21 protein-coding genes are annotated in these 23,980 nt (G+C 45.9%); 2 read left to right on the top strand and 19 right to left on the bottom strand.

The window, feature by feature from the left end:
* Positions 1-103: 103 nt before the first annotated feature.
* Positions 104-634: a tRNA adenosine(34) deaminase TadA gene (gene tadA, locus AC27G9_RS11940; RefSeq protein ID WP_487074453.1), complete on the bottom strand. Its 531-nt coding sequence runs from the start codon at positions 632-634 to the stop codon at positions 104-106.
* Between the two features lie 207 nt (positions 635-841).
* Here tadA and AC27G9_RS11935 point away from each other — a divergent pair, with 207 nt between their 5' ends.
* Positions 842-1,075, top strand: a complete 234-nt coding sequence (locus AC27G9_RS11935) for a hypothetical protein (protein ID WP_487074451.1) — start codon at positions 842-844, stop codon at positions 1,073-1,075.
* Between the two features lie 43 nt (positions 1,076-1,118).
* On the opposite strand, the gene AC27G9_RS11930 is transcribed toward AC27G9_RS11935, so the two are convergent.
* Positions 1,119-3,050: a monovalent cation:proton antiporter family protein gene (locus AC27G9_RS11930; protein ID WP_487074683.1), complete on the bottom strand. Its 1,932-nt coding sequence runs from the start codon at positions 3,048-3,050 to the stop codon at positions 1,119-1,121.
* A 220-nt stretch (positions 3,051-3,270) separates the two neighbouring features.
* On the opposite strand from AC27G9_RS11930, the gene AC27G9_RS11925 reads away from it, so the two are divergent.
* Complete coding sequence (locus AC27G9_RS11925; protein WP_487074449.1) at positions 3,271-4,164, top strand: GGDEF domain-containing protein; 894 nt, start codon at positions 3,271-3,273, stop codon at positions 4,162-4,164.
* Between the two features lie 31 nt (positions 4,165-4,195).
* On the opposite strand, the gene tilS is transcribed toward AC27G9_RS11925, so the two are convergent.
* The 17 genes from tilS to rpsB form a co-directional block, all read right to left on the bottom strand.
* Positions 4,196-5,509: a tRNA lysidine(34) synthetase TilS gene (gene tilS / locus AC27G9_RS11920; protein WP_487074447.1), complete on the bottom strand. Its 1,314-nt coding sequence runs from the start codon at positions 5,507-5,509 to the stop codon at positions 4,196-4,198.
* A 39-nt stretch (positions 5,510-5,548) separates the two neighbouring features.
* Entirely contained in the window at positions 5,549-6,505 is a 957-nt protein-coding gene (accA, locus tag AC27G9_RS11915) for an acetyl-CoA carboxylase carboxyl transferase subunit alpha (protein WP_487074445.1), read from the bottom strand.
* Between the two features lie 33 nt (positions 6,506-6,538).
* Entirely contained in the window at positions 6,539-10,003 is a 3,465-nt protein-coding gene (gene dnaE / locus AC27G9_RS11910) for a DNA polymerase III subunit alpha (RefSeq protein WP_487074443.1), read from the bottom strand.
* An 8-nt stretch (positions 10,004-10,011) separates the two neighbouring features.
* The gene (rnhB, locus tag AC27G9_RS11905; protein WP_487074441.1) at positions 10,012-10,593 is read right to left on the bottom strand and encodes a ribonuclease HII; all 582 of its coding nucleotides are present in this window, start codon (positions 10,591-10,593) and stop codon (positions 10,012-10,014) included.
* A complete protein-coding gene (lpxB, locus tag AC27G9_RS11900) occupies positions 10,586-11,740 on the bottom strand; it encodes a lipid-A-disaccharide synthase (RefSeq protein WP_487074439.1) in 1,155 nt (384 codons plus the stop codon). The genes rnhB and lpxB overlap by 8 nt, the downstream gene beginning before the upstream one ends.
* 3 nt (positions 11,741-11,743) lie before the next feature.
* A complete protein-coding gene (lpxA, locus tag AC27G9_RS11895; RefSeq protein ID WP_487074437.1) occupies positions 11,744-12,514 on the bottom strand; it encodes an acyl-ACP--UDP-N-acetylglucosamine O-acyltransferase in 771 nt (256 codons plus the stop codon).
* Position 12,515: 1 nt separating this feature from the next.
* Positions 12,516-12,965, bottom strand: coding sequence for a 3-hydroxyacyl-ACP dehydratase FabZ (gene fabZ, locus AC27G9_RS11890; protein ID WP_487074435.1), 450 nt, complete (start codon positions 12,963-12,965; stop codon positions 12,516-12,518).
* 209 nt (positions 12,966-13,174) lie between these two features.
* Positions 13,175-13,690 (bottom strand): OmpH/Skp family outer membrane protein, encoded by a 516-nt coding sequence (locus AC27G9_RS11885; RefSeq protein WP_487074433.1) that lies wholly within the window; start codon positions 13,688-13,690, stop codon positions 13,175-13,177.
* 47 nt (positions 13,691-13,737) lie between these two features.
* Complete coding sequence (gene bamA / locus AC27G9_RS11880) at positions 13,738-16,212, bottom strand: outer membrane protein assembly factor BamA (RefSeq protein ID WP_487074431.1); 2,475 nt, start codon at positions 16,210-16,212, stop codon at positions 13,738-13,740.
* A gap of 95 nt (positions 16,213-16,307) precedes the next feature.
* Positions 16,308-17,660, bottom strand: a complete 1,353-nt coding sequence (gene rseP / locus AC27G9_RS11875; protein WP_487074429.1) for a sigma E protease regulator RseP — start codon at positions 17,658-17,660, stop codon at positions 16,308-16,310.
* Complete coding sequence (gene ispC / locus AC27G9_RS11870; RefSeq protein WP_487074427.1) at positions 17,661-18,842, bottom strand: 1-deoxy-D-xylulose-5-phosphate reductoisomerase; 1,182 nt, start codon at positions 18,840-18,842, stop codon at positions 17,661-17,663.
* Complete coding sequence (locus tag AC27G9_RS11865; protein WP_487074425.1) at positions 18,842-19,705, bottom strand: phosphatidate cytidylyltransferase; 864 nt, start codon at positions 19,703-19,705, stop codon at positions 18,842-18,844. Before AC27G9_RS11865 ends, ispC begins: the two co-directional genes overlap by 1 nt.
* 55 nt (positions 19,706-19,760) lie before the next feature.
* A complete protein-coding gene (gene uppS, locus AC27G9_RS11860) occupies positions 19,761-20,540 on the bottom strand; it encodes a polyprenyl diphosphate synthase (RefSeq protein ID WP_487074423.1) in 780 nt (259 codons plus the stop codon).
* An 8-nt stretch (positions 20,541-20,548) separates the two neighbouring features.
* Positions 20,549-21,106 carry a ribosome recycling factor gene (frr, locus tag AC27G9_RS11855; protein WP_487074421.1) on the bottom strand — a complete coding sequence of 186 codons (558 nt, stop codon included), beginning with the start codon at positions 21,104-21,106 and terminating at the stop codon, positions 20,549-20,551.
* 19 nt (positions 21,107-21,125) lie between these two features.
* The gene (gene pyrH / locus AC27G9_RS11850; protein WP_487074419.1) at positions 21,126-21,866 is read right to left on the bottom strand and encodes a UMP kinase; all 741 of its coding nucleotides are present in this window, start codon (positions 21,864-21,866) and stop codon (positions 21,126-21,128) included.
* Between the two features lie 202 nt (positions 21,867-22,068).
* Positions 22,069-22,941, bottom strand: a complete 873-nt coding sequence (gene tsf, locus AC27G9_RS11845; RefSeq protein ID WP_487074417.1) for a translation elongation factor Ts — start codon at positions 22,939-22,941, stop codon at positions 22,069-22,071.
* Positions 22,942-23,063: 122 nt separating this feature from the next.
* Positions 23,064-23,795, bottom strand: a complete 732-nt coding sequence (gene rpsB, locus AC27G9_RS11840; protein ID WP_487074415.1) for a 30S ribosomal protein S2 — start codon at positions 23,793-23,795, stop codon at positions 23,064-23,066.
* Positions 23,796-23,980: the final 185 nt, after the last annotated feature.

The following is a 23,980-nucleotide window of genomic DNA, read 5'->3' as shown; positions in this document are numbered from 1 at the left end:
AGAGGTACTACATTGAGAAACAATAATAGGCGCCGCCTAATGCTAAAACGCACGCATCAAAAAGTGCTACAAAGAAGAAAGCAATACCAAAGCTACGACATGTTTACTCAGCTTGCGAAAGCAAACTAGCTTCCAATAATTTCCTTGCCCGTTTCGCTCGCTTTTTCTCTGCCCGCCTGCGTTTGAAAAAATAAGAGATTTTACTTGCACATTCATCGCCAAGTACGCCTTTGGTTATCGATACCGAATGATTTAGTGCGCTGTGGTCGAGAAGCTGCATAACCGAGCCTGCGGCCCCGGTTTTGTAGTCACTGGCACCATACACAACCCGGTTTATTCGGCTGTGGACAATAGCACCCGCACACATTGGGCAAGGCTCCAAGGTAACGTAGAGTGTGGCATTAACGATTCGATAATTTTCGATGCGTTGAGCCGCTTGTCGAATCGCCATCATCTCAGCATGGGCACTAGGGTCGTGCTGAGTAATTGGCAAGTTATACCCTTCGCCAATGACTTTATCACCTGCAACAACGATGGCTCCAACGGGAATTTCACCGCTAAGCTCGGCCTGATGGGCAAGTTTTAAGGCATGCCGCATCCAATATTCGTCTAGTTGGGAAATTTGATCACTCATTCGTTAATTTTACTATTTTTTTGTTTTCTCTCGATAGGGAAATACACTGCTACTATTGATATCAAAGCTAACTATCTGTAAATAATAAATAAAATTTTTTGGCAAGAGTATTGCTTAGTCATAGTATATTCATGACTTTTGTCACTATATTCGGCATAAGCATTAAGTTAGTATATTATTTAAGCACAAAGCAATGAGGGAATAATTATGAACACGACGGCTATCGCAATCGTAGCAATTGTGACTTGGGGCATAGTCTCAATTGTCAAAATGAGTAAGAAAACGGCTGCGCCGAAATTCAATGCTGATATCAATGAAGAAACAGCGGCGGAAATTGCCAGACTAAAAGAGAGAATTGAAACGTTAGAAAAGATTGTGACAGACGAGAGTTACGACTTAAAGAAGCAATTTAAAGATCTTGAGAGCGGTCGCGTCGCCTAACACAATTCGGACGCAGACAGGCTGATCGCAACCTGTCTGCCCGCTAGTCGCCCTCGAGTAAAAAGCGCTCGGCGCGCTCTACTCGTCTGGGTTTACCTGAGATAACTAGTACATCTCCCGCTACAAGCTCGAGCAACGCTTCTGGGCTCTCAATTTCTTTACCTTCTCGGCGCAGCCCTTTTATGGATACGCGCATTCTCGAAAGATTGAGTTCTTCCAACGTTTTGCCGATGCCATAAGCGGTATTGTTGACCATTACGGCATGCATGAATTCAAGTTTGTCCTCAGTGTTATACGTGATTTCAGTTGTCTCACCAGGATAGAAGCCGTGCATGTGGTCATATCGACCGCGCCGTTCTGCCCGTATTCGCTTGAGTATCCTTGACATAGGGACTCCAGCGTAATGAAGTACTTGCGACACCAACATAAGGCTACCTTCTTGCTGCTCCGGCACAACTTGCGTCGCGCCTACTTCATACAACTTATCCAGTTCGTAGTCTTTTTTCGTTCTCACCATAGTGCCAACTTCAGGCGCAAGACGCTGTACCGCATCAATCACCTGTACGGCTTTGTCAGGTTGATCAAATGAGATCAAGACCAATTTTGCTGACGCTATACCTGCGCCGTGTAAAATATCCTTCTGCGTCGCATCACCAAAGATTAGGGGTTCTCCGGCATTCCGGCTTTCTTGCACGCGAATGGGATCAATATCAATCGCGACAAATGGGATTCGTTCTATTTTCAACATCCGTGCAACAGATTGCCCAACGCGGCCAAATCCACAAATCACAACATGCCCCGACAAATCACCGGTATCAACAACCGTTGCCGACATCTCGATCCCTTTGCGGTTCATCACTCGTTGAGCCAAGGATAAACTGCGGTCTATCAACAGAGGGGTGACTGCCATACTGATAATACCCATGCTCACCAAAATAGAAGATTGGGTAGACGTAATGACGTCATGGCTTGTCGCCATCGATGCCATAACAAAGCTAAACTCGCCAATTTGACAGAGCTTAACACCGGCTGACCAAGCATCGACGCCATTGTCGTGAAACAACCTAGCCGACAACCTGACCAGCACCACTTTAACCAGCATGAGTAGCGCTACACCCGGCAGTATCACATAGCCATAATGAAACAGTACCGATAGGTCTAGCTGCATACCCACTGTGATAAAAAACAGCCCCATTAAAATATCGCGGAATGGCCGAATGTCAGCTTCCAATTGGTATTTGTACTGACTTTCGCCCAGCATCATTCCAGCGAGAAATGCTCCTAAGGCCATAGACAACCCGAAGGAATAAGTCAGCCCTGCGGCGAGTAATGCCACAAGTATTGTTGTTAAAACAAATACTTCGTCGGTGCGAGTGCGCGCAACCTCTCTAAAAACCCAAGGAAGTAGCCATTTACCAGCAGACAATAAGATGGCAACAACGAGAATGCCTTTGAGCAATGCGAGTCCCAATACGAAGGCCAAGCTCGTCTCGGTATCCGCGGTGAGTAAAGGGATCACAATGAGAAAAGGGACGACGGCAATATCCTGAAACAACAACACACTGATCGCGAGTTGCGTGCGCTGGTTGTTGAGTATCCCCATTTCCGTGACTTGTTTGATAACAATGGCAGTAGAGCTCAGTGCAATCATACCGCCAATAATCACCGCAGCTTGCAGTCCAACGCCAAACCAATAAGCAATAGCACTGAAGACAATTGTGGTCAGTAACATCTGGCTAAGACCAACGCCGAACACGAGATTCCGCATTGCCATAAGCTTTGGCAAAGAAAATTCCAGGCCAAGGGAAAAGAGTAAAAAGACAATGCCAATCTCGGCGAGTAAATGCATATCCTGAGGATTAGCATAGAGTGACGTGACACTTGGACCAACGATCACGCCAGCTATGAGGTACGCTAATACGGCAGGTAAATGCAAACGCTTGAATAGCGAAATGCAAAAAACTGCCGTTATCATCAATAAAATAATTTTAATGAATCCGCTGTCTACCAAGTAACGCTCCAATAAATCACTGAAAAATAGACACTTCCTTAAAAACCCATACGAATACACGCCTTAGGCATGTTTTTTGCTCGATACAAAATAGCTTAAAGTGCTGCGCAACTCTGCCGATAAAATAGTCAGAGATTTGGCGGAGCGCCGTTTTAGACCATGTATCAGTAACAAGGGGCCGATTTTGGACTTCTCTACTACTATCTACGATAGCACAGCGCAAGACAACTATTTTACGTCGTCGTATTCGAGTGCGCCGCTAACTGCTGAACAGTCGAACCTGTTTCTTAACCAGTTACTCTCCACCATGGATATCGATGTATTGGGTAACCTATACGCAAGGCAGCTCAGAACACTTGTACCGGTGAATTATGTGGATGTAAGGCTATTCGATCGCGTTAGACATTACGCCCCTCATAAATCCGTCAGTTTAGCGTCGTTATCCATGCCGGTAATCGACCGAACAGGGACAGAGCATATTGTCTCTTATGGCTTTCCCAAACCAGCAACTCATGCGCAAAAAGTGATGCTCAGAGAGCTTCACAAGTTGTTTAGTATGCCGTTGATCAACGCGATAGAGTTCGAGCGTATGAAGCTTCTGGCAACAAAAGATAGTTTGACAGGGCTTGGTAACCGAAACGGTTTCAATGAAACATTTGCACGGATGATAAGCCGAGCGCAGCGATATCAAAGAAACTTTGGATTACTTGTCATAGACCTAGATAACTTCAAACAAGTGAATGATACTTTGGGTCATCAAGAGGGAGACAAAGTACTCGTCGAAATGTCCCAACTTATCCAAACGGCGCTCAGAGGCGACGATGAGGCTTTCCGATTTGGTGGTGACGAGTTCTGTTGTATTTTGGACTGTGTCCAGCCCAATGCTTTGCAAATTGTGGCCAACCGCCTCCAGCGCAATGTTGCACTTTCTTCGCTGTTATCATCAAAGGGCGTGTCTTGTAGTATCGGTGGCGCGGCATATACCACAAACGAATCAGCAGATGCTTTATTCGGTCGAGCGGACAAAGCCCTGTATCAAGTCAAACACAACGGTAAAAACGCATACTTAGCTGCGTAATAATAGTTTGTTGTTCACGTCAAGGCGGCAATCAGTTGCCGTCTTGCCAATATAACTGCCACGCCACTCTATTTGGCACATTTTCAAACGCCTGTATCCTATCTGGTAAGGCAATTGCGAAAGCCTCATTGGCACTGGAAAGCAGGTAGCAGTTTGGCCTTTGCCACGGGGGCACGTTCCATACTTGAAACCATTGCTTTAGCGGTTTCGAAAACGCAGAGCCATTGGGTTTTACCTTCACTGATAACGGCACCTGACTCAAGTTCACGTCCGTGCCGCTGATTTTCAATGTGTAGCCAAAAGCTGGCAAAAACCATTGATTAGTCTCGAGTTCAATCGCAGTCTGCGTTTTAAAAGCTGAGGCTTCAGCGGCATAAAGTTGTTGCTGAAAACGGCGAACTTGCCAGTTGTTGAACTGTACTATAGGTTGGCTATCTTGCCGTGCGGTAATCATCGCCACAACTTCTCTCAATTGCGCTTCACTGGGTAGAGGTGCGCCACATTGACTTAACCACGAACGCAAAATTTGCTTTTGCCATAATTGAGAATGTTCAGCCAACCCTGTTATAGACAACTGTGAACTGTCTGATGTCAAAACCGCTAACTTTTCTTGCGTGACTTCTTCCAATAGCACACTGTGCTCAGCACACAAATCTGCACTTCTACTTACCGTTCTGCCAAAAGCAGGCCATCGCGCGTTGAGGAGTGGCGTTACTTCATGTCTTAAGAAATTTCTATCAAAGGTAGCATCAAAATTGGATTCATCTTCAACCCAATTCAAGTTGTTACACTTAGCATAAGTTTCAATGGTATTGCGGGGCGTTGGCAACATAGGCCTAACGACCGCGACTTCTTGTCGATAGCTCAGTAGCTGCATAGCCTTCAATCCATTTGGCCCAGCCCCTCTTTTTAACTGAAGCAAGAAAGTTTCTACTTGATCGTCCTGATGCTGGCCAACAAACAACGCCCCCTTGTGCTGACGGCAATAATCCATCAAAACGCCATACCTTGCCTCTCGAGCCAACGCTTCGATGCTTTGCCCCGAACCTTGCTCAAGTGATACCCGATAGCACTTGAATGGAATGTTTAGTTCTCTAGCTAGCGATTCACATTGGCTTGCCCACTCATCTGCATTGGCGCTCAGACCGTGATGCACGTGTACTGCATGGATTGGCGGTAAGATGTCTTGAAGCGCATATAACGCATGTAAAAGAACGCAAGAGTCCATGCCACCGCTGAATGCGACAACGCAGGCATCAAATTGAGATATTTGAGGGGCAATTGATACAAGCTGTTCGCGTATTGCATCAATCAACAATGTAGAGGGGGAAAGCTCGCTAGTCATTACATCATGATAACGCTAGCGAGCAGATTTTCATACCGATTAGCAATAACCAAACGACATCAAACGCTCATAGCGCTCTGCCATTAATGTTTCAACAGGCAGAGACTTTAACTGCGCAAGTTGCTGCTTAATTGTTGCTTTTAGATTAGCGGCCATACCATCGTGGTCACGGTGAGCTCCGCCTAAAGGTTCTTCAACAATAGTGTTAATCAACCCAAGGTTTTTAATTTGTCCCGCAGAGACGCCCATCGCTTCTGCTGCCAATGGTGCCTTTTCTGCGCTTTTCCAAAGAATGGATGCGCACCCTTCCGGAGAAATCACGGAATAAGTGCTGTATTGCAACATGTTGACGCGATCACCAACACCTATCGCTAACGCGCCACCCGATCCACCTTCACCGATTACCGTACAAACAACAGGGACTTTGAGTTCAGCCATTTCTTTCAAGTTACGCGCAATCGCTTCACTTTGCCCGCGCTCTTCAGCACCAACGCCTGGGTAGGCTCCCGGCGTGTCGATCAGTGTCACCACAGGTAGATTAAAACGCTCAGCCATTTTCATCAAACGCAACGCTTTGCGATAACCTTCAGGCTTTGGCATACCAAAATTACGTTTAATTTTCTCATGAGTGTCACGGCCTTTTTGATGACCGATAAGCATGATGGGTTGATCGTCAATTTTCGCAAGTCCGCCAACAATAGCTTTATCATCGGCATAAGCGCGGTCACCCGCCAATTCATCAAACTCGTCAAAAATGCGGCTAACATAGTCAAGCGTATAAGGGCGCATAGGATGACGCGCGATTTGCGATACTTGCCATGCGCCTAAGTCAGAAAAAATCTTCTTTGTAAGCTCGGCACTTTTGCTTCTTAAACGGGTGATTTCTTCTTCGATGCTAACATCGAATTCTCCACCCTGATTAACCAACCTCAGCTCTTCGATTTTCGCTTCTAGTTCGGCAATAGGTTGTTCAAAGTCCAAATACTGTGTATTCATTTCTTGTCCTATCTGTACTGCTACAGTCCAGTCCTAGTGAAAACAGAGAGTGACACTCTGCTCACCCAAATTTTGTTTTAATTCATGCAAAAGCTGATCTTGTGGTGTCACATACCATTTTGCCCCACAGGTCAAAATGGCTTCAGCATCTGGATGCACAACATGAAGTTGAACTGGACAACTTCCCCCCGTAAAGGGTTGCATAATTGTCTGTAATGATGCGATCGTCTTATCCGTAAAGGCTGTCGTATCCAAATTTAGTGCAAGCGCTTTTGCATTTTTTTCTCTTGCTTGCACGATATCCATCACATCTCGGGCGGTGATTGTATTGCCGCCAGAGAAATCATCAAAGCTGACCTGTCCCTTTATAAGTAAAATTCTGTCAGTTTCCAAGACACTTTCGAACTCTTCATATAGATCTGGGAAAAATCTTACATCCATTCTTGCGCTTTTATCGTCCAATGTGACAATTGCCCAACGACGGCCTTTTTTATTGGTCATGACTCTGACTCCCAATACCAAGCCAGCCGCAGTAGCCATAACATCCTTACCGGTCGGTTTTAAATCGACCAACCTACCATCAGAGTAATGCCTGAGCTCACTGGCATATTGATTGATGGGGTGACCTGTAAGGTATAGCCCTAACGTATCTTTCTCACCGTCGAGCCATACTTTCTCTGGCCACAGAGGCACATCGGCAAAAGCCTGCTCTACCGCTTCTGGTTCAGTGGTAAGAAGCCCAAACATATCTGATTGGCCAAACGACTCAGCTTTTGCGTGTTGATCTGCGGCGGCGATGGCTTCTGGCAATGACGCCATTATAGCGGCACGATGAGGTCCTAAGTTATCCATCGCACCTGACAGTACCAATTTTTCCAGCACTCGCTTATTAACTCGCTTGATATCCACTTTCGCGCAAAAATCGAATAAATCGGTAAATGCGCCTTGGCTTTCCCGCGCTTCAATAATGGCTTCAATCGGCCCTTCACCTACGCCTTTGATCGCGCCGATACCATAGACGATTCGCCCCTCACTATCGACCGTGAATTTATACTTTCCGGTATTGAGGTCCGGTGGCAAGATTTCAATGCCCATTCGATTACATTCATCGACTAAGGTCACTATCTTGTCGGTATTATCCATATCCGCGGACATAACCGCCGCCATAAACTCAGCAGGATAATGGACTTTCAACCACAAGGTTTGATATGAGACTAATGCATAGGCAGCTGAGTGTGATTTGTTAAAACCATAGCCGGCAAACTTCTCTACCAAATCGAAGATTTTCATTGCCAAATCAGGGTCGATATTATTGCCTTTAGACCCCTCCTCAAACACAGCTCGCTGCTTGGCCATTTCCTCTGGTTTCTTCTTACCCATGGCACGACGAAGCAAATCCGCTCCACCTAGCGAGTAGCCCGCCATTTCTTGCGCGATTTGCATGACCTGCTCTTGGTACAAAATAATCCCATAGGTCGGCTCAAGAATTTCTTTGAGGCATTCATGCTGATAATCAGCGTCGGGATAAGAGATATCCTCTCTACCGTGCTTGCGGTCAATAAAGTTGTCAACCATCCCCGATTGCAAAGGTCCAGGGCGGAAAAGGGCTACAAGTGCGATAATGTCCTCAAAACAGTCAGGCTTGAGGCGCTTGATCAATTCCTTCATACCGCGAGATTCGAGCTGGAATACCGCGGTAGTCTCTGCAGCTTGTAATGAGCGGAAGCTGGCTTTGTCTTCCAGTGGAATCGCACTGATATCCACATTGACGCCGCGCCCTTCGGCAATCATATCGATAGCCCATTGAATGATGGTCAGCGTTCGAAGCCCCAGGAAGTCAAACTTTACAAGCCCGGCAGTCTCAACATCGTTTTTATCGAACTGTGTAACCGGGTTGTTGCCTTCATCGTCCGTGTAAAGCGGAGAAAAATCGGTAATGGTTGTCGGTGCGATTACCACACCACCAGCGTGCTTACCCGCGTTACGAGTCACGCCCTCCAATACTCGCGCCATATCGATGAGGTCTTTGACTTCCTCGTCTTGATCATAGAGCTCTGGCAATCTTGGCTCAACATCAAACGCCTTAGCCAAGGTCATGCCGGGATCAGGTGGAATTAACTTAGATATGCGGTCGACAAACCCGTATGGATGCCCCAATACGCGACCGACGTCTCTCACTACGGCTTTTGCCGCCATCGTACCAAACGTAATAATCTGTGATACGGCCTGACGACCATACAACTCAGCAACGTGGTCAATGACCTCATCTCGACGGTCCATACAAAAGTCGACGTCGAAATCAGGCATAGAAACCCGCTCTGGGTTCAAGAAACGTTCGAATAGTAAATCAAATTCAAGTGGGTCAAGATCGGTAATTTTGAGCGCGTATGCAACGAGTGACCCCGCACCAGAGCCACGGCCTGGGCCAACGGGAATACCGTTATCTTTACTCCATTGGATAAATTCCATAACGATAAGGAAGTATCCGGGGAACCCCATTTGGTTGATTACCTGAAGCTCTACCTCAAGGCGTTCGTCATATTCCGGTCGCTTTTCAGCACGAACCGCTTCATCGGGGAATAAAAAGGCAAGACGCTCTTCAAGCCCCTCTTCAGAGACTTTGACAAGAAAATCTTCAGTCGTCATGCCACCCGTTGGGAATTGGGGAAGAAAGTACTCTCCTAACCTGACGGTGACATTGCATCGCTTGGCAATTTCAACGGTATTAGCAATGGCTTCTGGTATATCACTAAACAGCTCAGCCATCTCGTCGGCGGACCTTAAATATTGCTGCTCAGAATAACGTTTCGGTCTCCGGGAATCATCAAGCGTATAGCCATCGTGAATACACACGCGGATTTCGTGTGGCTCGAACCCTTCTTTATTGTTGAAGCAAACTTCATTGGTCGCGACAACAGGCAAACCTCTCTCTTCGGCCAATGCTACCGCGCGATGAATATAATCTTCCTCACCAGCTCGACCCGTTCTGGTGAGTTCTAAATAGAAGTTGTCGGCGAAATGCGTCAAATAGAAATTGAGAGCGTTTTCAGTGATCAGAGCATTGTTTTTACTCAAACCAATACCGACATCACCGTGTAGACCACCACTGAGAATAATCACGCCCTCGGCGTGTTCCACCAACCAAGCCTGATCGATCACCGGCCGATGTGAAACGAAACCACGTAGGAACGCCTTGGAAATGAGTAGGGTGATATTTTTATAGCCTTCGTTGTTCGACGCAAGTAAGGTCAGACGGAACGGCTCTTCGTTGATATCTTCACTTTGCACCCAAAAGTCGGTGCCAATTATTGGTTTGATACCTCGAGAGTGGCTCTCAGAATAAAACTTTACCAGACCACACATGTTCATCTGGTCGGTAATCGCCACAGCAGGCATATTAAGATCGACAATTTTGTCGAGAATGGGCTTGACCTTGTTTAGGCCGTCCATCATTGAAAAGTCGCTGTGAACACGTAAGTGAATAAACGACGCAGACATAGGCAGTACTACCTTTTTGCTTGTTCTGCCAATATGGCTTGTACGGGTTTAAAACTAGTACGATAACATGTAATCACGCCATGTTCAGCAAGGGCTTCAAAGTGAGCCTTAGTTGGATAGCCTTTATGCTTGGCGAAACCGTATTGAGGGTATATAGCGTCGAGCTCAACCATGTCCTGATCTCGCGCAACTTTTGCAATAATCGATGCTGCAGATATTTCGGCGTGTTTACTATCGCCCTTCACAACCGCTTCACTTGGGTAATCCCAAGGCGGTAACCTATTGCCATCGACGTACACAAAGTCAGGACATACCGATAAGCCTTCCACGGCGCGTTTCATGGCAAGCATAGTGGCATGCAAAATGTTAATATCATCTATCTCAGATGGCGTTGCTCTGCCGATAGCCCAAGCAAGGGCCTTTTCTCTAATTTCTTTATCGAGTAGATTGCGTTTTTTTTCTGATAATTTCTTTGAATCAGCCAAACCTTCAATGGGTTTATTCGGGTCAAGAATCACTGCGGCGGTTACTACATCTCCGACTAATGGCCCTCTACCGACTTCATCAACGCCGGCAATCAATTTAACCATCGATTAGCTCCAATACTGCATCGGCTGATTGTTTATCGGCACCGCGCATTAACGATTTGTGAATTGCGTAAAAAGTATCAACCATGTCTTTATTATCACCTTCAAACATGGGTAGTAAATGGGACGCTAGGTTCTCGGGATTCACGTCTTCTTGTAACAATTCAGGTATGAGAAGTTTATCCGACAATAAATTGGGCAACGCAAAGAACTTCGCTTTATAAAGTCGCTGCATCATCTTATAGGTCAATGCGCTCATCTTGTAAGCGGCAACCATAGGACGCTTACATAACATCGCCTCAAGGGTCGCGGTTCCCGACGCTAACAAGACAACGTCACTGGCAATCATGACATCTCTAGCCCCACCCAAGGTAACAATAACACTATTGTCGTTTACGAATTCTTGGGCATTGTCTTTGATGTAGCTTTGAATACTCTCCAATCGCTTCTGATTCGCCGCAGGAATGACAAAAAGACACTGAGGCATCGTTGCCTGCATCGTTTTGATTGTCTCAACGAAAACTGGCAACAAACGATTCAGCTCCCCTTGTCTGCTACCTGGTAGCACCGCCAAAATGGGTTTGTCTTGTGGCAAATCGAGCTTCTGTCTCGCTTCACTCCGGTTCGGCTCGAGCGGGACAGCTTCGGCTAAGGTATGCCCTACAAAGCGATAGGGGACTTGGTATTTATCGTAAACTTGGTGTTCAAAAGGAAACAATCCCAAGACTAAATTGGTGGCGGCTGCAATTTTGTGAATGCGCTTTTCGCGCCACGCCCAAACTGTTGGACTCACGTAATGCACGGTTTTTATACCATGCGCTTTGAGCGATTTTTCTACGCGCAAATTAAAATCAGGCGCATCAACACCAATGTAAACATCGGGCCGATTATCCAGAAGATGGCGAATGAGTTTTTTCTTGAGGGCAAATATCTGAGGCAATCGAGATAACACTTCGACAAGCCCCATGACAGAGAGGGTTTCCATGTCAAATAGGCTATGACATCCCGCCGCCTGCATGTTATCTCCGCCAATGCCTTCGATAATGGCATCAGGATGGCGGCGCTTCAATTCTCTTATCATGCCAGCTGCTAGCACGTCGCCAGAAGGTTCTCCAGCGACAACAGCGATTCGAAGTGGTTTAGCAGTCATCAATCAGCGAATAATGCCACGGTCAGAATCGGCAATAAAGTTCACCATTTCTGCTACTTCCGGGAAGGTACTAGCAGGCTCTTTCAATTCAGCTAACGCTTCTTCGATAGTCAGGCCTGCACGATAAATCTTGCGATACGCTCTTTTAATCGCCATAACAGCATCTTTTGAAAAGCCGCGTCTCTTGAGACCTTCGGAATTGATGCCTTGTGGAATATGTTTAGTACCAGACACCATGACGTAGGTGGGCACATCACGAAGTACAATACCACCGCCGCCAACAAACGCGTGGGCACCAATTTTACAAAACTGATGAACAGCAACACCACCACCAAGAATAGTATGGTCGCCAACATGAACGTGGCCAGCTAACATCACATTGTTGGCAATGACCATATGGCTACCCAACACACAATCATGTGCAATATGAGCGTTCACCATAAATAAGTTATCTGAACCTATTTTGGTCAAGCTTTTATCTTGTGTTGTGCCGCGGTGAACCGTAACGGATTCTCGGAAAATGTTGTTGTCGCCAATGATCAACTCGGTAGGTTCACCAGCGTATTTTTTGTCTTGGCAATCCTCTCCAATAGAAGTGAACTGGTAAAAATGATTGCCAGAGCCAATTTTTGATGGCCCCTTTATTACAACATGGGATTCTAAAACGCAGTTGTCGCCAAGGACGACATCATCGCCAACAATACAAAAAGGGCCGACCGTAACATTTTCACCAATTTTTGCGTTAGGTGAAATGACGGCAGTTGAATGGATCACGTTATGCTATCTCTCTCATTGCACACATAAATTCGGCACTACAGACTTCTTCACCGTCTACACTGCCAGTTCCTTTGAACTTCCATATTCCACGTCGCTCTTTGACCAAAGCCACGTCAAACTCTAATCGGTCGCCAGGGACTACTGGACGCTTAAACCGCGCATTATCTATTCCTGCATACAAGTATAGCTTGTCATTTTTACCTTGGGTTTTAAAACCGAGTACACCTGCAGCTTGCGCCATCGCCTCGAGGATCAACACACCAGGGAAAATCGGACGTCCCGGGAAATGACCGGTAAAACAAGGCTCATTTACCGTAATGTTCTTATAAGCCTTTATCGATACACCAGCTTCAAAATCTGTTACTCGATCAATTAATAGAAATGGGTATCTATGTGGAAGTAAATCGAGTATTTCCTGAATATCGATAGTATTTAATGAATTGGCCAACTGTCTCTCCTATGCCACAACTTATTTTGCATACCCGCTATAGGTGGGGTGAAAATAAGCTTGCCGTAAATCTAACAAAAACGGCGGCAACCATACGCGTATAACACTAAAAAACAAATCAGACCAACAGGTATACACCGTGTTGGTCTGATGTTGATCTTAACCCTAAGCGTATCAAATTGAAATAAAATCTGATACTTGTAAATGCTTTAGTTAATTTTTGAAACGGTTTCTAGAACTTGCTGAGACAAGTCGTGATCCGCTTTAGCGAAAGACACAGAACCTGCGCTTAGTACCATGTCATAGCCTTCTTTTTCCGCTACCGCGTCAATCGCTTGCTTGATTAGGCCCAAAAGCTTGTTGCGCTCTTCGTTTGTACGACGTTGGATGTTTTGTTGCAAAGGCTGGCCTTTCTGAGCCAATTGATCGCGAACATCGATGATTTTCTTTTGAATGTCTTCTTTCTCAGATTCACTCATAGTCGCTGCATCACGTTGTAGACGCTCAGCATAGAAACGACCATCTTCTTGAAGCTTGTTGATTTCTTGAATCTGATCTTTGAACTCTGCTTCGATAACAGCTTGGATTTCAGCTGCTTGAGGCATAGATTGGAAGATGCCTTGTACATCTACTACACCGATTTTCTGTTCAGCTAGAGCAGGTGTACTGATTAATGCACTACCCAATAATGCGGCTGCAGCCATTGATTTTGCCAAGTTTTTCAAAAGGAACTCCTTTATCTTTGTTTGTCTGGTCTGTCGCCAGCTTTAAATTAAAATGTTTGACCGATATTGAAAGTGAAGAAACGTGCATCATCACCTTCTCGCTCTTGAATCGCTCGAGAGAAACTAAATACCATTGGCCCCATCGGCGATATCCATTGTACGGATAAACCTGCCGAACTGCGATATTGTTTCCAATCTGAGTAGTCTGCTAACGGTGGAGAGTTAGCGATTACCTCCAAATCTCGGTAGCTATCATAATCGAATTCTGTGTCCCATACATTACCAATATCGAAAAACAAGCTGGTACGTACGCTATTATCAAATTCTTCATCAACAAACGGCGTAGGAACAATAAGTTCTACCCCACCAAGTACCATGGCGTTACCACCCAAGCTTCGTTGAGAGAGTGCCAACACGTCATTCGATGGATCTTGTGGAATAACACTGCCATCCGGGCCAACAATCGCACCTTGGCTCAGGCGCTGAACCCCGCGAGGACCAACGGTGTTATTCTCAAAACCACGCAATGTATCACTACCACCCGCCGTAAAGTTCTCGGTAAATGGAAGAATCTGCTCAATCCCATTCTTGTCACCATATCCATTTCCGTAACCTGCTCTAAAGCGAGCCAAGAATGACCAACGCTGGTTGCGCGACAACGGGAAATAGAAGCGCGAGTCTAGAATCGTTTTGAAGTAGTTTACATCAGAGTTTGGCGTAGTAATGCTAAACGAGGCGCGCTGAGAAGAGCCCGCCGTAGGGAACAAGCCTCGGTTAAGGGTACTTCTGCTCCAGCTTACTGACGCTAGATAGCTTGAGTATTTAATCTCTGCATCGGGGTCAGTACCGTTTTGGAACTGCTGATAAAACGCATCTGTCTGGTCAAATTGACCACGGTTGAATAACTCTACATCAGAATACGTCAAACCGAAGCTAATTCGGTTGTACTCATTTATCGGATAACCGATATTGGCACCAATAGACCACTGTTTAGAGTTAAATCGAATGATGTTGAAATCTTCACCGTCAAATTCACTGTAACCAATGGTGCCACCTAAGCTGATACCATCAATCGTGAAGTAAGGGTCGTTGTAAGTAATTTGCGCTGAGCGCTGGTACGACACGGTGTTAATGTTGAAGCCAACACGCTTACCTGTACCCAAGAAGTTATCTTGCTGTACACCAGCTTGTAGACTCAAACGCGTGCGGTCACCATAACCAATACCGGCATTGAATGAGCCAGCAGGTTGTTCTTTAACACTGAAGTCGACATCAACTACGTCGTCTTTACCCGGGATACGAATGGTTTCAAATTCAACTTCGTCCATGTAAGTCAGACGTGACAGTTGGCCTTTCGACGTCTCAAGCAACGAGTTAGATAGCCATGTCCCTTCCATCTGACTGATGTTTTGACGCAATACGTTATCTGAAGTGATCACGTTACCATTGAAGTTGATACGTCTAACATAGATACGCTTACCGGGATCGACAGACAAGGTTAACTTCACTGTCTTGTCATCTTCGTTGATATCCGGAATGGTAGTAACCGTCGGATAGGCATAACCAAAACGTCCAAGGTACTTACTGATGAACTCTTCGGTGTAAGTTACCTCTGCTTGGTTGTATAGTTCGCCTTCGGTCAGTGGGAGCACGCGCTTGATGTACTCTTCGTGCCCTAGCAAATCACCAGCGAGTTCAACACCTGAAATGCGATATTGTTCACCTTCATCTATGTTCAACGTAATGTAAATACCATCTTTCTCAGGCGTCATAGAGACTTGAGTAGAGGACACGTTGAACTGCAAATAGCCTCGGTCCATGTAGTAGCTGCGGATAGTTTCCATATCACCTTGCAGCGTTTGTTGTTGATAGCGCGTTTCTGACAAGAAATCCCACCAAGGTGCATCAAACTGCAATTCCATGGTGTCGAATAACTCTTGGTCAGAAAAGACTTCATTACCAACGATATTGATTTGTTCTATCTTCGCCGCGTCGCCTTCTTCAAACAACAGTTTTAAATCGACACGGTTTCTCGGTAAAGGCGTGATAATTGCCGACACATCGGCATTGTATTTACCAATACTGTAAAAGAAGTCTTTCAGGCCGTTTTCGATGGAGACAAGGATCGTTTTGTCTAACGGTTCACCGATGCGAATATTATTGCCGTCCAAGCTCTCTTGAAGCTGTTCGTCTTTAATATCGTCGTTGCCTTCAAAAATGATGTTGCTGATCGTTGGGCGTTCCGCGACGCGAATGATTAATGTATCACCGTCGCGCAGGACCTCTATGTCTTCGAAGTGAGTAGAGGAGTACAGTGAGCGAATAAGTTGAGCGACTCTGAAAGCGTTGACCTCGTCACCAACTTGTACTGGGATGTAGGTCAAGGCTGCACCAAGCGCAACACGCTGCAAACCTTCAACTCGAATATCTTGTACTACAAAATCGCTATCGGATGCCGCAGCATTGGCTAAGCTAGCACTGGAACTGATTATTCCGGCTGCTACTAACTGTTTTAACTTCATTTTACTTTTATTCTTCCTGGCTGCGCTTCATTTTTCATGATTGTTCGCATGTTCTTGCATACCGCTTTGGCTCAGATACCCAATCTAGCCTCGCTCTATGTAAGCCGAGCTATATCGTTAAAAATCGCTATACTCATCACGGCAAACAAGAGTACTCCACCAACTCTGAAACCCCATTCCTGTACTTCGTCTGAGACAGGTTTTCCCGTGAGCCACTCAATGGTGAAATACATTAAGTGCCCCCCATCTAGCATAGGAAGTGGCAACAGATTGATTATGCCCAAGTTAACACTTATTAGGGCAAGAAAACTTAAGAAATAGACCAATCCATATCCTGCACTCGTTCCCGCTCCTTGTGCGATTGAAATAGGACCGCTGAGATTTTTTACAGATACATCGCCTGTAAACAGCTTGCCAATCATTTCAATACTCAGCGTCATTAAGCGCCAAGTTTTATCCGTGGCTTTTCCTACTGCTTCTACCACACCATATTGATGGGTAAAAACAAACCCCGGGGGCCATTCTTCAAATTTTGGACCGACACCCAAATAGCCCACTTCGCCATCTGGAGTTTGTCGACCAGTAATTGTGGCAGAAAGTAACTGCTCATTACCAGCCCTATTTACGGCTAATACCACAGTATGACCATTTAACCCTTGGATAGTTTCAACCAAGTTCTGCCAATTATCGATTTTTGTACCATTTAACGTTACTAATTGGTCCCCGACTTGCACCCCAGCTTTTGCTGCCGGTGAATCAGGCCAAAGGGCTGCAACCTCTAATGTGGCGTCGGGACGAAACGGCGTTATACCTAAACTGGTTAGCGGGCTGACCTTATCCGGGTCAAACGTCCATTGCTCGATGTTCAGGTCAACCTGTTGAGTCACACCAGATAGTGTTTTCACTTTAACAGGAATAGATGCTTCACCGACATAAGAGACTAACTCTAAGTTCGCAGCGCTCCAATCTATAGTATCTCTGTCACCAACCGCGAGAATTTCATCGCCGACAGCAAGTCCACTATCCTGAGCGATACTATTAGGTGCAACTTCACCCACTACCGGCTTTATTGTCTCAAAATCGATGAGGTACATTATCCAAAGCGCGAATATAGCAAAGACAAAATTGATACCTGGCCCAGCGGCGATGATAGCCATTCTTTTAAAGACATGCTGCTGATTAAAAGACATATGCGCCTTTTCTGCTGGAACGTCTTCAATACGCTCATCGAGCATACTGACATAACCACCAAGCGGGATACCAGCAATGACAAACTCTGTGCCGTGCTTATCAACTCGACGCCACAATGGCTTACCAAAACCAATGGAGAATCGCTTGACAAAAACACCGCACTTTCTCGCAACGTAGAAATGCCCCCATTCGTGCACGGCAACCAAAATACCAAGTGCGACGATAAATGCGCCAATATTACGGACGATTTCAAACACCTAGTTAAGCTCCTCGATTATGGAATCTGCCACTGCTCGTGCTTTGTTGTCTTGATCCAGAATCTGTTGGAGTGACGAAATAGAAGAATGTTCCATTCGATTCAGGGTTTCTTCATTGACTTGGGCAATTTGAACAAATGAAATCTGCCCATCAAGGAACGCTGCCACTGCCACTTCATTGGCGGCATTCAAACTTGTTGTTGCAGACTGACCAGCTCGACATGCATCGATGGCCAATTTTAAATTGGGATAGCGCTGGTAACAGGGCGTTGTAAAACTAAAGTCCATCATATCACCAAAGTTTAACGCCTTTACACCAGAGCTGATACGCTGTGGAAAAGCAAGACCGTACGCAATCGGCGTACGCATATCGGGCTGGCCAAGCTGCGCTATCACCGAGCCATCAACATATTGCACCATTGAGTGAATCATACTTTGTGGATGCAGGACAACCGTCACATCATCTGCAGACAACCCAAACAACCAGCAGGCCTCAATGAACTCTAGCCCTTTGTTCATCATGGTGGCTGAATCAACGGTAATCTTTCTGCCCATGCTCCAATTTGGATGGGAACAGGCCTCTTCAATCGTAATGTCTGAAAAGGTTGACAGACTGCGCGAGCGGAAAGGACCACCTGATCCGGTTAGGAGAATCTGACTGATCCCGCTTTTTTCCAGATTGCCGTATTCGAAATCAGCGGGTAAACATTGGAAAATCGCATTGTGTTCACTGTCTATCGGCAAAATTTGCGCTCCAGACTGTGTGGCCGTCTCGATAAACAATTGGCCAGACATGACCAACGACTCTTTGTTTGCCAACAGAACACGTTTGCCGGCTTTGACCGCCGCCATTGTTGGCAGCAAACCGGCTGCTCCAACGATAGCGGCCATAACGGTGTCCACTTCTGGCGCGCTCGCTACGTCTTCTAGCGCTTTGTCACCGCAAAGAATATCGGCTTTCAACCCGAGCTCTGCCGCTAGTGCCGTCGCCTGTTCAAGACACGATTCATCAGACAACACCAGATACCTAGCGTTACAAGATACGGCCTGAGCGACGAGCTTTTCTACCTGTCGATGACCCGTAATGGCAAAGACGCGATACAAATCCGGGTGTTGAGCGATAACGTCTAATGTACTGACGCCGATTGAGCCAGTGGCGCCCAAAATCGTTACCGTTTGCATTATGCCATCCATGTCACGTAACAAAATGCAAAGACAGGAAACGCTGCGGTAAGGCTATCAATACGATCGAGGATACCGCCATGGCCGGGCAGAATTTTGCCGCTGTCTTTGACACCTGCGCATCGCTTGAACATGCTTTCGTTCAAGTCGCCTAGAGCCGATACACCGACGGTCAAACCACCGATAACAAAGTGAAGCCATACGTTAGAAGATTCGACCTGATAGTGAAAAGCGGCAAACGCAATAATAGCAAACGACGCAGTAACGCCTCCCATTAACCCTTCATAGGTTTTACCCGGGCTAACATTAGGACGCAACTTATGACGACCAAACTTAACGCCTACGAAGAAAGCGCCGATATCAGCAGCCCATACTATGCCTAATACGTAAAAGATCAGGGAAGCACCGTAAAAGGCATCGACGCCGTGTAAACTAGTGCGCAAAGATACAATTGCCACCCAAGTTGGTATTAGCGTCAGCAAACCGAAGATGCTTCTAACAAGGATGCTCGAGCGCCAAAACTCGCTGTATTTTGGATAAGCGATAATCATTGCAAGAGAAATACACCACCACACAGCGGCTATCGTCAATATGCCGTGATACAAGCCGTTTAGCTGTCCCTGATGCCATATTTGTTGAGTATCAACGAGGAAAGAGAGCAGTAAGCATATTGCGCTCATCCCGATCATGAATACCACTTTCGCGGGACGGCTATCGATACCAGAAATTTTGGCCCATTCATAGGCCCCCATAGCAATCACGCCTGCCATGACTAATTGGAAGCTGTACATGGGTAAGTACAATATGGCCATCAACGCCAATGGCGCTAAGATTAATGCTGTTATTATTCGTTGTTTTAGCATAATGTAATTTGGCTCCTGGTCGCAGAGTACGCGCTAACCCCCGCGAGCCTGTAATTTAAGCTGGCTCAGTAACTTGCTCGCCAGTCAATCCAAAGCGACGTTGCCGTTTTTTGAAATCATCAACTGCCTGTTGAAATACACTTTCATCAAAATCAGGCCACAGCACATCGGTAAAATACAATTCGGCGTATGCACATTGCCACAATAAAAAGTTACTGATTCGGTGCTCGCCACCTGTGCGAATGAGCAGGTCTAATTCTGGCAATTGAGCAGTGGAGACATGCTGATTAAACATGGCTTCGTCAATCTTACTCGGATCTATCTTGCCATCTGCAGCTTGTGAAGCTAACTTTTTAGCGGCATCGACAATATCCCAACGGCCGCCGTAGTTGGCCGCGATATTTAAAATCAAATCCTGGTTATCAGCAGTCATTTCCTCTGCTTGACGGATTTTATCGCGTAACTTCTCGTCAAAGCCATCGACATCGCCAATAACGTTCAGACGAACGCCGTTTTTATTGAGTTTCTTGGCCTCGTTATTCAACACCAGATTGAACAGGTCCATAAGTACAGAAACTTCTTCTTTCGGACGTTTCCAGTTTTCTGAACTGAACGCGAAAAGCGTAAGAGATTTGATATGGTTTTGTCGGGCATAACGCACAACCGCCCTTACTGAATCAACACCAGCACGGTGGCCAAACGTTCTAATTTTGCCTTTACTTTTAGCCCAACGGCCATTGCCATCCATGATAATAGCAACGTGTTGGGGGCCGTCTTGTGCCCCCACCGCTGGCGCATCTGGCGTATCTGACGCCGTCGTACGTTTCCGTAACATGAGTCGAATTACACTTCCATTAATTCTTTTTCTTTACCAGCAAGTAATGAATCCACTTCCTTGATAAATTCATTCGTCAATGACTGGATGTTTTCTTCTCCAGCACGACTTTCATCTTCACTGATTTCTTTTTCTTTTAACAATTCCTTGATGTCGCTGTTGGCGTCACGACGAATGTTACGAATTGCCACACGGCCTTGTTCAGCTTCAGCGCGCACTACTCGGATTAAATCCTTACGACGCTCTTCTGTTAGCGGCGGCATTGGAATACGAATAGTCGTACCGGCACTCATCGGGTTTAGGCCCAAGTCTGATTGCATAATGGCTTTTTCAACGGCTTGAATTGCACTCTTATCGAAGACAGTCAAAGCTAGAGTCCGGTTATCTTCTGCAATCACGTTCGCAACCTGTTTCAGTGGCGTGTCAGAACCGTAATAAGGCACCATAATGCTGTCTAATAAGCTAGGGTGCGCTCTGCCCGTACGAATTTTTGCAAGCTGGCCTTTTAGCGCAGTGATGCTCTTTTCCATGCGTTCTTTCGCATCTAATTCTATTTCATCAATCACGATAGGATTCCTGTTCTTATTAATTGATATTTTCTTGATGATCTATCAAGGTGCCTTCTTCTTCACCCATGACAACGCGTCGCAAGCAACCAGGCTTATTCATGTTAAACACGCGGATAGGAAGGCTGTGATCTCGTGCCAGCGTGAAGGCTGACAAGTCCATCACTTTTAATTCTTTATCTAGGACTTCATTGTAACTCAAGCGGCTATAAAGTGTTGCGTCGGGGTTTTTCACTGGGTCATCGCTAAACACGCCATCAACTTTTGTCGCTTTGAGTACCGCATCGGCTTCGATTTCAATACCGCGTAAACAGGCTGCAGAATCAGTCGTGAAGAACGGGTTACCCGTTCCTGCCGAAAAAATAACGACGCGGCCCGACTTAAGCAAACTAATCGCTTCAGCCCAGTTGTAATCGTCACAAACACCTTTGAGTGGAATAGCCGACATTAAACGTGCATTTACGAATACGCGATGTAACGCGTCTCGCATTGCCAGCCCATTCATGACAGTTGCCAACATTCCCATGTGGTCACCAACAACGCGGTTCATGCCTGCTTCAGCTAGGCCTTGGCCCCTGAATAAGTTACCGCCGCCGATCACAAGGCCAACTTGTACGCCAAGTTCTACCATTTCTTTAATTTCTTGTGCCATACGGTCAAGAACTTTTGGGTCAATACCAAACCCTTCGTCTCCCATCAGGGCTTCGCCACTGAGTTTTAGCAGGATACGTCTATAGGCTGATTTAGGTGTGATACTCATAGTATGAACTTTCCTTATGAATTCGGTTTGACACATGTCTCGTCACAAACAAAGGCGACAAAAAATGAGGCAAAACGATTCGATTAGCAGCAGATTCTGCATTCACTTTAATAAATATGATCCGCCAGTCATAAAAAAGCACCCCCGAAGAGGTGCTCGTAGTTTATATGACATTCACGTCACGCAAAAGTAGATGGGGCAATTATTTCTTTGCCGCTTCCATTTGCGCTGCAACTTCTGCTGCAAAGTCTTCTTCTTTCTTCTCGATACCTTCACCAACTTCGAAACGAATGAAGTTTACAACGTCAGCGTTTTTGCTCTTAAGCAATGCACCAACTGTTGTTGAAGGGTCTTTAACGAAAGCTTGACCAGTAAGGCTGATTTCGCCAGTGAATTTCTTCATGCGACCTTCAACCATTTTTTCTGCGATTTCAGCAGGCTTGCCAGACTGAACAGCGATTTCGATTTGAATCTCACGCTCTTTAGCAACCACTTCTTCTGCTACATCTTCAGGCTTAACAAACTGCGGGCTAGCAGCAGCAACGTGCATTGCAACGTCTTTAGCTAGCTCAGTTTCGCCGCCTTCAAGGATAGCAACAACACCAATACGGCCACCGTGTACGTAAGCGCCAAGGTTATCACCTTCAACGTTGATTACACGACGAGGAGAGATGTTTTCGCCGATTTTAGCAACAAGTGCATCACGAACTTCTTTTACTGTGCTACCGTCTAGCTCAGCTGCGTTTAATGCATCGATGTCGTTGATGTTTTGTTCTGCTGCTAGTGCAAGTAATTTGTTACCGAACGCTAGGAAACCTTCGTCACGTGCAACGAAGTCAGTTTCACAGTTCAGTTCCATCATAGTAGCGCGGTTGCCTTCTACTTTAGTTAGGATTACACCCTCAGCTGCGATACGGCCAGCCTTCTTAGCGGCTTTCGCTTGACCTGATTTACGCATGTTTTCAATGGCAAGTTCAATGTCACCATCCGTTTCAACAAGGGCTTTTTTACAGTCCAACATGCCTGCGCCTGTGCGCTCGCGTAGTTCTTTAACTAGTGCTGCAGTCACTGCCATTTTTCAATTCCTCAGCATTAAAATAATAATTCGATAGGTAAAAGGGGCGAACGCCCCTTGTCTTACATATTCTGTATAGTTTGTGACAGCTCTTTGACAAACTGTCGCAAAATCAGCGGCTATTATTCAGCAGCTTCTACAAAATCGTCTTGTTCTGCTTGCACTTCAATGTTGCTCTCACGACCAGCATTGATAGCGTTAGCAGCTGCATCCAAATATAGTTGGATAGCACGGATTGCGTCATCGTTACCAGGAATGATGAAGTCAACACCGTCTGGGTTTGAGTTAGTATCAACAACACCAACTACTGGGATACCCAAGTTACGTGCTTCAGTTACTGCGATGTGCTCGTGATCTGCGTCGATTACAAAGATTACGTCCGGAAGACCGCCCATGTCTTTGATACCGCCCAAGCTGCTTTCTAGCTTGTCCATTTCACGTTGAAGCATAAGCGCTTCTTTCTTAGTTAGCTTTTCAAACGTACCGTCTTGGCTTTGTTGCTCAAGATCTTTAAGACGCTTGATTGATTGACGAACTGTTTTCCAGTTAGTCAACATACCACCCAACCAACGCTTGTTTACGTAGAACTGGTCACACTTAAGTGCTGCTTCTTTAACTGCTTCACCAGCTGCGCGCTTTGTACCAACGAAAAGTACTTTACCTTTCTTCGCAGCAACACCTTGTACATAGTTCAACGCGTCGTTGAACAACGGCACTGTTTTTTCAAGGTTGATGATGTGAACTTTGTTACGTGCACCGAAGATGAAAGGCTTCATCTTAGGGTTCCAGTAACGAGTTTGGTGACCGAAGTGTACGCCAGCTTTTAGCATGTCACGCATAGAAACGTTTGCCATAATCTTTTTCCTCTATTGGGGTTAGGCCTCCATACATCCCTTCTGTCGATCCACTCGAAAGCAGACACCCCGACAGTAAGTGTCGATGTATGTGTGTTTTAATAAAAAAGTTAATGCTCAAGCCACCGTTTCCAGTAGCCCATTTAGATGAGCGCGCGCTTTATATCACGTTTGTATAACCGACT

The organism is Alteromonas sp. 5NS40-0096 (assembly GCF_057544385.1).
The sequence above is the reverse complement of the archived record's forward strand: the minus strand, read 5'-3'. Positions and strand labels throughout refer to the sequence as shown.

What these genes read in the sequence shown, in the direction of transcription:
- tadA (WP_487074453.1), bottom strand. Translation starts at nt 634, where the DNA reads ATGAGTGATCAAATTTCCCAACTAGACGAATATTGGATGCGGCATGCC.
- AC27G9_RS11935 (WP_487074451.1), top strand. Translation starts at nt 842, where the DNA reads ATGAACACGACGGCTATCGCAATCGTAGCAATTGTGACTTGGGGCATA.
- AC27G9_RS11930 (WP_487074683.1), bottom strand. Translation starts at nt 3,050, where the DNA reads ATGATAACGGCAGTTTTTTGCATTTCGCTATTCAAGCGTTTGCATTTA.
- tilS (WP_487074447.1), bottom strand. Translation starts at nt 5,509, where the DNA reads ATGACTAGCGAGCTTTCCCCCTCTACATTGTTGATTGATGCAATACGC.
- accA (WP_487074445.1), bottom strand. Translation starts at nt 6,505, where the DNA reads ATGAATACACAGTATTTGGACTTTGAACAACCTATTGCCGAACTAGAA.
- dnaE (WP_487074443.1), bottom strand. Translation starts at nt 10,003, where the DNA reads ATGTCTGCGTCGTTTATTCACTTACGTGTTCACAGCGACTTTTCAATG.
- rnhB (WP_487074441.1), bottom strand. Translation starts at nt 10,593, where the DNA reads ATGGTTAAATTGATTGCCGGCGTTGATGAAGTCGGTAGAGGGCCATTA.
- lpxB (WP_487074439.1), bottom strand. Translation starts at nt 11,740, where the DNA reads ATGACTGCTAAACCACTTCGAATCGCTGTTGTCGCTGGAGAACCTTCT.
- bamA (WP_487074431.1), bottom strand. Translation starts at nt 16,212, where the DNA reads ATGAAGTTAAAACAGTTAGTAGCAGCCGGAATAATCAGTTCCAGTGCT.
- ispC (WP_487074427.1), bottom strand. Translation starts at nt 18,842, where the DNA reads ATGCAAACGGTAACGATTTTGGGCGCCACTGGCTCAATCGGCGTCAGT.
- AC27G9_RS11865 (WP_487074425.1), bottom strand. Translation starts at nt 19,705, where the DNA reads ATGCTAAAACAACGAATAATAACAGCATTAATCTTAGCGCCATTGGCG.
- uppS (WP_487074423.1), bottom strand. Translation starts at nt 20,540, where the DNA reads ATGTTACGGAAACGTACGACGGCGTCAGATACGCCAGATGCGCCAGCG.
- pyrH (WP_487074419.1), bottom strand. Translation starts at nt 21,866, where the DNA reads ATGAGTATCACACCTAAATCAGCCTATAGACGTATCCTGCTAAAACTC.
- tsf (WP_487074417.1), bottom strand. Translation starts at nt 22,941, where the DNA reads ATGGCAGTGACTGCAGCACTAGTTAAAGAACTACGCGAGCGCACAGGC.
- rpsB (WP_487074415.1), bottom strand. Translation starts at nt 23,795, where the DNA reads ATGGCAAACGTTTCTATGCGTGACATGCTAAAAGCTGGCGTACACTTC.